General features: G+C 70.8%; 3 protein-coding genes and 1 pseudogene. 1 reads left to right on the plus strand and 3 read right to left on the minus strand.

The features are described 5' to 3' along the window. Positions 1 to 3433, plus strand: a 3433-nt coding sequence (locus tag GA0115259_RS14430; protein WP_093596198.1) for a multifunctional oxoglutarate decarboxylase/oxoglutarate dehydrogenase thiamine pyrophosphate-binding subunit/dihydrolipoyllysine-residue succinyltransferase subunit, incomplete at its 5' end; no start/stop codon positions are given. 67 nt (positions 3434 to 3500) lie between these two features. On the opposite strand, the gene fxsT is transcribed toward GA0115259_RS14430, so the two are convergent. The 3 genes and pseudogenes from fxsT to GA0115259_RS40290 form a co-directional block, all read right to left on the minus strand. Continuing rightward, positions 3501 to 6575 carry an FxSxx-COOH system tetratricopeptide repeat protein gene (gene fxsT / locus GA0115259_RS14435; RefSeq protein ID WP_093596205.1) on the minus strand — a complete coding sequence of 1025 codons (3075 nt, stop codon included), beginning with the start codon at positions 6573 to 6575 and terminating at the stop codon, positions 3501 to 3503. Between the two features lie 686 nt (positions 6576 to 7261). Then, a complete protein-coding gene (locus GA0115259_RS14440; RefSeq protein ID WP_093596202.1) occupies positions 7262 to 8563 on the minus strand; it encodes a CHAT domain-containing protein in 1302 nt (433 codons plus the stop codon). Continuing rightward, positions 8553 to 9480: pseudogene (locus GA0115259_RS40290) on the minus strand (hypothetical protein); the annotation flags it as partial. The pseudogene GA0115259_RS40290 and the gene GA0115259_RS14440, both read right to left, overlap by 11 nt.

Below are 9480 nucleotides of genomic sequence, written 5' to 3' on the forward strand. Positions count from 1 at the left end.
GGCTCCGGCCGCCGCCCCGGCCGCCAAGGCCGCTCCGGCCCCGGCGAAGCCCGCCACGGCGGCCGAGGGCCCGGAGTATGTGACGCTGCGCGGCCCGTCGGCCGCCGTCGTGAAGAACATGAACGCCTCGCTGGAACTGCCCACGGCCACCTCCGTGCGCGCCGTCCCGGTGAAGCTGCTCTTCGACAACCGCATCGTCATCAACAACCACCTCAAGCGCGCACGCGGCGGCAAGATCTCCTTCACGCACCTCATCGGGTACGCGATGGTGCAGGCGCTCAAGGCGATGCCGTCGATGAACTACTCCTACGCGGAGCGCGACGGCAAGCCGACGCTGGTCAAGCCCGAGCACGTCAACTTCGGTCTGGCCATCGACCTGGTGAAGCCGAACGGCGACCGCCAGCTCGTCGTCGCCGGCATCAAGAAGGCCGAGACGCTCAACTTCTTCGAGTTCTGGCAGGCGTACGAGGACATCGTCCGCCGCGCCCGCGCCAACAAGCTGACGATGGACGACTTCACGGGCGTCACCGTCTCGCTGACCAACCCGGGCGGCCTCGGTACGGTCCACTCCGTACCGCGTCTGATGCCCGGTCAGTCGGTCATCATGGGCGTCGGCTCGATGGACTACCCGGCCGAGTTCCAGGGCACTTCGCAGGACACCCTGAACAAGCTGGGCATCTCCAAGGTCATGACACTGACCTCGACCTATGACCACCGTGTCATCCAGGGCGCCGCCTCCGGCGAGTTCCTGCGGATCGTCAGCCAGCTCCTCCTCGGCGAGAACGACTTCTACGACGAGATCTTCCAGGCGCTGCGCATCCCGTACGAGCCGGTCCGCTGGCTCAAGGACATCGACGCCTCGCACGACGAGGACGTCACCAAGCCCGCGCGCGTCTTCGAGCTGATCCACTCCTACCGGGTGCGCGGCCATGTCATGGCCGACACCGACCCGTTGGACTACCTCCAGCGCAAGCACCCCGACCTGGACATCACCGAGCACGGGCTCACACTGTGGGACCTGGAGCGGGAGTTCGCGGTCGGCGGCTTCGCCGGCAAGTCGATGATGAAGCTGCGCGACATCCTCGGCGTGCTGCGCGACTCGTACTGCCGCACCACCGGCATCGAGTTCATGCACATCCAGGACCCGAAGCAGCGCAAGTGGATCCAGGACCGGGTGGAGCGCCCGCACGCCAAGCCGGAGCGCGAGGAGCAGCTGCGCATCCTGCGCCGGCTCAACGCGGCCGAGGCGTTCGAGACGTTCCTCCAGACCAAGTACGTCGGCCAGAAGCGGTTCTCGCTGGAGGGCGGCGAGTCCGTCATCCCGCTGCTCGACGCCGTTCTGGACGCCGCCGCCGAGTCTCGGCTGGACGAGGTCGTCATCGGTATGGCCCACCGCGGCCGGCTGAACGTCCTCGCGAACATCGTGGGCAAGTCGTACGCGCAGATCTTCCGCGAGTTCGAGGGCAACCTCGACCCGAAGTCGATGCACGGCTCCGGCGATGTGAAGTACCACCTGGGCGCCGAGGGCACCTTCACCGGTCTGGACGGCGAGCAGATCAAGGTCTCGCTGACCGCCAACCCGTCGCATCTGGAGGCGGTCGACCCGGTCCTGGAGGGCGTCGTCCGCGCCAAGCAGGACATCATCAACAAGGGCGGCACGGACTTCACGGTGCTGCCGCTCGCGCTCCACGGCGACGCGGCCTTCGCCGGCCAGGGCGTCGTCGCCGAGACGCTCAACATGTCGCAGCTCCGCGGCTACCGCACCGGCGGCACGGTACATATCGTGATCAACAACCAGGTCGGCTTCACCGCCTCGCCGGAGTCCTCGCGCTCCTCCATGTACGCGACCGATGTCGCCCGCATGATCGAGGCACCGATCATCCATGTGAACGGCGACGACCCGGAGGCCGTGGTCCGTGTCGCGCGGCTCGCCTTCGAGTTTCGCCAGACGTTCAACAAGGACGTGGTGATCGACCTCATCTGCTACCGCCGCCGCGGTCACAACGAGGGCGACAACCCGCAGTTCACCAATCCGCAGATGGTCCGGCTGATCGACAAGAAGCGCTCGGTGCGCAAGCTCTACACCGAGTCGCTGATCGGCCGCGGCGACATCACGCTGGAAGAGGCGGAGCAGGCGCTCCAGGACTTCCAGGGCCAGCTGGAGAAGGTCTTCGCGGAGGTCCGCGAGGCCACCTCGCAGCCCGCGCCGGCCCAGGTGCCCGATGCCCAGGCCGAGTTCCCGGTCTCCGTCGCCACCGGTGTCTCGGGAGAGGTCGTCAAGCGGATCGCCGAGTCGCAGGTCAACATCCCGGACACGGTCACCGTCCATCCCCGGCTGCTGCCGCAGCTCCAGCGCCGCGCGTCCTCGGTGGACGACGGCACGATCGACTGGGGCATGGGCGAGACGCTCGCCATCGGCTCGCTGCTGATGGAGGGCACTCCGGTCCGGCTCTCCGGCCAGGACACCCGCCGCGGTACGTTCGGCCAGCGCCACGCGGTCCTGGTCGACCAGGAGACCGGCGAGGACTACACACCGCTCCAGTACCTCACCGGCGAGCAGGCCCGTTACAACGTCTACGACTCGCTGCTCAGCGAGTACGCGGCGATGGGCTTCGAGTACGGCTACTCACTGGCCAGGCCGGACGCGCTGGTGATGTGGGAGGCCCAGTTCGGTGACTTCGTCAACGGCGCGCAGACGGTCGTGGACGAGTTCATCTCCTCGGCCGAGCAGAAGTGGGGCCAGACCTCCGGCGTCACGCTGCTGCTGCCGCACGGCTACGAGGGCCAGGGCCCGGACCACTCGTCCGCGCGCCCGGAGCGCTTCCTCCAGATGTGCGCGCAGAACAACATGACGGTCGCCATGCCGACGCTGCCGTCGAACTACTTCCATCTGCTGCGCTGGCAGGTCCACAACCCGCACCACAAGCCGCTCGTCGTCTTCACGCCGAAGTCGATGCTGCGTCTGAAGGCCGCGGCCTCCAAGGCGGAGGAGTTCACCGACGGCGGCTTCCGTCCGGTGATCGGTGACACGAGCGTGGACCCGAACGCGGTGCGCAAGGTCGTCTTCTGCGCCGGCAAGGTCTACTACGACCTGGACGCCGAGCGGCAGAAGCGCGGCATCACGGACACCGCGATCCTGCGTCTCGAGCGGCTGTATCCGCTGCCGGGCGCGGAACTCCAGGCGGAGATCGCCAAGTTCCCGAACGCCGCAAAGTATCTGTGGGCGCAGGAGGAGCCGGCGAACCAGGGCGCCTGGCCGTTCATCGCGCTCAATCTGATCGACCATCTGGACCTGGCGGTCGGCGCCGATATCCCGCACGGCGAGCGGCTGCGGCGTATCTCGCGCCCGCACTCCTCGTCGCCGGCGGTCGGCTCGGCCAAGCGGCACCAGGCGGAGCAGCAGCAGCTCGTGAGCGAGGTCTTCGACGCCTGACGCTCGTACGTGCGGCTCGGCCCGGTTCCGCGGACTTCGCGGGGCCGGGCCTTCCGCGTATCCGGGCTCAGATGAGCAGCGGCTCGAAGTCCCAGTGCGGCCTTGCCCGTTGCCGTGCCTCGACCGTCACCGGGTGCTGCGGTCCCAGCGTGGCCGCCAGTCTGTTCAGCGCCTCCTCCTCCGCCCTCCCGGCCTCCCAGGTCCGCCGCAGCGCCCGCAGATCGTCCGCGAGCCCCAGCAGGCAGAGGAGAGTCAGCGGATGTTCTCCGCCCCGCCCGCGGAGCGCCCGGCCCACGGTCTCTTCGCTCAGCACCACCGCGCTCTCCACGTCACCGGTCCGGGAACGGGCGGCGGCGGTGTTGAGCGCGCAGCCGATGGCCCAGGGATGGTCCACTCCGACCGCCTCGCACATCCCTGCGTACGTACGCTCGATCTCCTCACGCCCCGCGTCCCGTTCGCCGAGAGCGAGGAGCGTCAGCCCTCGGTTGCCCCGGACGCCCACGGTGAACGGATGGGCCGGGCCGAGCATCGCGGTGTACCGGCGCTCCACCTCGTTGTGCCGCGTGAGCGCCGCGTCCAGGTCTCCCGTCTCGCGCTCCACCCAGGCGCGGCTCGTCGCGATCATCGTCGTGAGCGGATCGTCCTCGCCGAGCACCCGCTCACAGCGCGCCAGCACCTCGCCGAACAGCGGCCGGGCGCCGGCCCGGTCGCCCGCGTGGTAACGGCAGAGCGCCAGATTGTGCTCGGCGCGCAGCGTCTGCGGATTGTCGGCGCCGAGCATCTGCCGGTGCATACGGGCACTGCGCTCCTGCGCGGACTCGGCCTCGCGGTAGCGGCCCAGCAGCCGTAGATCGATGGCGTAGTTGATCTCGGAGAAGAGCGTCCAGGGGTGCCGTGCCCGAAGCCGTCTGGTCCGAAAGGCGAGAGTGCGCCGGTCGACCTCCAGCGCCTCCTCGTACCGGCCGAGCAGCCGCAGCGACACACCCAGGTTGTTCTGCGCGTTGAGGGTGCGGGAGTCCTCCTCCCCGACGAGTGAGGCGAAGAGTCCGACCGTGGTGCGGGAGAGTTCAAGGGCGTCGTGGTAGCGGCCGAGACCGCGCAGATCGGCGGCGAGACCGCCGGCCGCGCGCAGATACTCCAGGTTCCCGGCGCCGTGCTCGGCGCGCAGGTGTTCACTGGCGGCGCGGTCGACGGCCTCGCTGCCGCGGTAGTCACCGATCGCGCGCAGCAGATTGCCGTAGTGATGGCTGAGGTCCCAGATCCGTGGATGGGTCGTGCCGAGCAGTTCCCGCCAGCCGGCCATGGCCCGCTCGGCCAGCCGGATACCGGCTCCGTACTCGCCCGAAAGGTACATGTAACGCAGGCAGTTGAGGACCAGGGTGTGGATCGGGGGATCGGTGCTCTTGAGTACATCGGCCCACTTGAGATGCGGCGTGATCTCCGCGTACCGGGACCAGAGCCGCGGATCGGCCGGTCTGCCGGGATCCGCCGTCGCGAGCGCCCGCCGCGCCACCTCGACGAACTCCCGGTGGTCCTCCGCGGGCATGTCCTGGTGGACGACCTGATGGACCATCCGGTGCAGATAGAGCGTGTCACCGCCCGTCGTGCCGGGGAGTCCCGCGGCGCTCGCCTGATCCGGGACATCGCGCTCGTCGTCGCCCACGGCGCGCACCACCGCGTACTCGCGCAGCTTGCCGACCGCCCGCGCCCATGTCACGGAGTCCTCGACCAGCGGACGGAGCCGCTCCGGGAGCGCGTCCGGCGGCAGGTCCCGTATCAGCCGTACGGGGATGACACCGGGCGTGAAGAACGTGCACAGCCGCAGCAGGTCCACGGACTCGGGGACGGTCTCCCTGAGCGTATTGAGCAGGATCGCCCAGACGGTCTGGAAGGCCATCGGGAAGTCGGCCGAGACCTTCAGGACCTCCTGTCCCCGGCCGCCGCGCAGGAGTTCGGTGTACTCGTCGATCGACATGCTGGACTCGTTGAGCCAGCCCGCCGTCTGGTCGAGCAGCAGCGGCAGGTCCTCCAGCGACTCCGCGAGCTGATCGGCCTCGGCGTGTGTCAGCCGCGGCGCGCGGCGGCGTACGAAGTCGACCGACTCGTCCCGGTCGTAGACCGGCACCTCGGCCACGGTGCTGCCGTGTTCGGCCCAGTTCGGGTTCCGGGAGGTGATCAGTACATGCCCCGGCCCGGTCGGCACCAGATCGGCGACCGCCTCGATGTCGTCGGCTCCGTCGAGGACCAGCAGCCAGCGTGCGTACGGGTCGCCGCGCCGCAGCGCGTCCCGTACCGCGCGCAGCCGCTCACCGTATTCGGCGCCTGTCCGCAGCCCCAGCGCGGGCGCCAGGTCGGCGAGCTGCTGCCGGAGGATGGAGCGGCGGTCGGCGGAGACCCACCACACCAGGTCGTAGTCGGAGCTGAAGCGGTAGACATACTCCGCGGCGAGCTGCGTCTTGCCCACGCCCGACATGCCGACCAGGGCCACCTGGGCTGCCGTTTCGCGCGCGTCCGCCAGCAGCCGGTGCGTCCGGCCCAGCAGCTCTTCCCGGCCGGTGAACCGGACGTTGCGCCGTGGCACTCCGCCCCACACCTCGGGAGTTTCGACCGGATAGCGCGGGCCGGGCCCTGCCGCCCTGTCCGGCAGTGGATCCGTGGGCATGCCGAGCCGGGCGAGCAGCCGGTTTTCGGCCTCCGTGGCTCCCAGATGGAGCAGATCCACCGGCGCGAGGGCGGAGACGGCCGTGGGCAGTACGGAGCCCGTGACGGAGACGGCCGCGAAGCGCCCGGAGTGGGCGACGGCCACCTCGCGCAGCGCCCTGTTCCACTCGTCGTGGCCGCGCGGGCCCAGCCGGAAGAACCACTCGCTGAGGACGAGCAGGATCCGGCCCGGTGCCAGAGTCAGATCCCGCAGGGACTCCTCCAGCGGGGTCCCGGAAGGCGGATCCCACCGCAGATAGGCGACACGCAGCCCACGTCGCTCCAGCCGGTCGCCGATCCAGCTCGCCCAGGGCCGGTTGAAGCCCGCGAAGACGATCAGGAGTTCCTGGTCGGAGTGGCTTCCGGAGCGCGCGGGCGCGGGCTCAGGCGCGGGCACGAGCACGGGCTCCGGCTCGGCCTCGGATTCGGGCAAGGGACTCATTGGGGCCTGACTCGGTGGCGCCTCACTCCGCGGCGTCTGACTCGGTGGCGCCTCACTCCGCGGCGCCTCACGAGCGGACTCGCCGGGATTGCGGAGTGCCCGGTCCAGGAGGGCGCGCAGCCTGCCGGGCCTGGGCCGTGGCGGAGCGTCCGGTACGGCTTCGGGCAGGGCTTCCGGTAAGGAGGCGGCGGAATCCTCAGCAGGAGCTTCCCCGGGCGCCTCCGGTACGTATCCCACGATCTCCGCATCCGGGCCCGCGCCCTCGCCGGCACCCGACTCCCTGATCCGGCAGCGCAGTTCGGCCTTGCGTACGGGCATGCCCCACTCGTTGCTGATCGTCAGCCACAGCGAGGCCGGGCCCGCCGTCCGGCCCGCCGTCACGACGAAGCGCGCCGGTCCGTATGTCCCGCCGAAGCGGTGCAGTACGACGCTGGGATCGTCCAGCACCTCGCAGACGAAGTGCGGCGAGCCGTCGAGCCCGACGGTGAACGTGAACTCCTCGTCCTGGTAAGGCCAGTCAAAGCCGATGCCGGCGCCGTCGGACTCGCCGCCCGGCCCGCCGTCCGGCCCATCACTCGCACCGAGCGGGCCCCGCAGATCGACCGTGACCAGATACGTGCGCCCGGCCTCCGCCTCGCGCGGCCGGCTCACGACGGGCTCGATCAGCAGAGGCTGCTCCGCGCTGGTCACGGTCCGCCCCTTCCCGCTCCTTCGTCGCCCTGCCGGCCGGTGAGCAGGAGTGTGGTGAGCGGATGCCCGTAGTACTGGAACATGAAGCTGTAGAGCAGCCGCAGGACCCGCTTCTGGCCGTCCGTGTCGACTTTCCCGTCATCATGCTGGATACGCGGGATGTCCGACAGAGGGCCGAAGTCGTCCAGCGCACGGGCCCTGAAGGCGCGCAGCGAGTGGCTGACGGGCCGCTCGGGCTCCGCCGTCACCTCCCGTACCAGCCGCCCGATCAGATCGCGGGCCTCGGTGTCACCGACCTTGCCCGCGGTGACGATGGCACCGCCCGCGCCCTTGCGGAGGAAGAGTTCGGCGAAGCCGCGCAGCGCGTCCTCACCGCCCGCGCCGTTGTCCACGAACCGTCCGGAGTGACAGGCGTTGAGACAGACCAGTGCCTGGTCCTCGTGGAGCACGGCCATCGTCCGCTCGTCCAGCTCCGCCCAGGTCACCTCGGCGAGCGAGAGCGCGCTGAGCCGCTCGTCGTAGGTGCCGTGGGCGGCCATGTAGACGAGTCCGGTCGGTTCGCCCGGATGCTCGTCCAGGGCGTCGAGGAAGGAGCTCATCTTCAGATGGGGCTGGTGGGCGTAGGGCCGGAAGGCGGCGATGTCGTGCAGCATCTCCCGGTGGAAGTAGCCGAGCACCCGGCCGGCGCAGGCGCCGGGAGTGTGCGGCAGATCGTGGTCCAGCTCATGAATCGTCGTCCAGCGCGACATGACGACCAGCGCGCCCAGCAGCCCGCCCGCCAGGCCGTGTTCGGGCTCCGAGGGCAGCCAGAGCGTCTCCCAGGGAAGTTCGTATCCGGTGTCGTCCCAGATCAGCAGGTGCAGTCCGGCGCCGTGCTCGGCGCGGGCCCGGTTGATCCAGTCGGCGAGCCGCCGCTGATTGGCCGACCAGCGGCGGATGGCACGCAGGAGTTCCGACGGCGCCTCGCCGCCCGCGCGGGCGTTGCCGAGGCCGATCGCGGGCGGGCGCAGCTGGGTGGCGCCCGAGATGTACGGGAGCGGCGCGAGGCCCCCGCAGCGCGCGCTGAATCCGAACGCCTCCCGGCCGCTCGGATGGCGTCCCCGTACGACTCTGATCACCGCCATCCCGTGCGGGAGACGGGCGCCGGGATCCACCGGCGCCGCGCCCAGGGCTTCGGGCTCGCCCGGCTCGGCGTGCGCGGGTACGGGCGTACGGCGTGGCCGCTGCGCCTGCCTGGGCAGCCGCGCGCCCGCCGTAGCGAAGAGCCGGCGGGCGAGCCGGCGCGGCTCACCACCCATCGTCGCTCACCGCCTCGGTGGTGATCCGTCCCTCGATCACACTGCCGCCGAGGGCGTCCGCGAGGAGATGAGGCAGCTCGGCGTACGGCCGGCGCAGCGGATCGACGACGACGCTGTGCAGCCGGGTACGGTCCATACCGCCGATCCGGGCGGCCACGGCGAGGGCGTCCTCCACACCGCCGCGGCCGACCAGACCGTCCGCCGGCAGGCCGCGCCGGCTCGCGTCCAGCGGCACATTGCCGCGGCCGTCGGTCACCACGACGAGCCAGGCCTCCACCAGACCGGCCCGGTGGTGCTGGAAGGCGCGGCGCAGGGCCTGTGCCGCCTGGTCGAGGCCGTGGGCGAGCGGAGTGGCGCGGCCGGGCGGCCGGACCAGCGCGGCGGTGATACGCGGATCGAGGACGCTGCGGGCGGCGAACGACTCGGCCCGTAACTCGCTCACCGCGTCCCGGCCGCCGATCTCCACCACATGCGCGGACGCCCGGCCGACATAGGCCCACTGGAGGAACGGTTCGAGCGCCTCCCGCCAGCGCCAGTCGCCTCGGCAGGTGTGATCGAGGACCAGGGCGAGCAGCCGCTCGGGCTCGGGAGCGCGCGCGTAGCCGCGCAGATCGCCGGGCGCGATCGCCAGCCGCTCCGGATTCCCGCGTACCGCCTGGTACTTGGCGGCCTCCATCGCCGTACGGACGAAGGCGAGATCGCGCAGATCGTGGGAGCGCCGTACGCCGATGACAGGTCCTCGCGCGGAGGCCGGTCCCGAGGCGCGGGGCCAGGGCGTGCGCAGAGAGGCCGACTCGGCGGAGGGCGCGGCCTCGTCCTCCGGATACGGAGTGGCGGCGGTGACGGGCGCTCCGGCCTCCGGCGCGGGCCCGGGCCCGATGCTCTCCGCGGGCTCCGGCGCGAGTACGGGCCGGCCC

This window comes from Streptomyces sp. MnatMP-M17, from assembly GCF_900091995.1.
GTDB lineage: Bacteria > Actinomycetota > Actinomycetes > Streptomycetales > Streptomycetaceae > Streptomyces.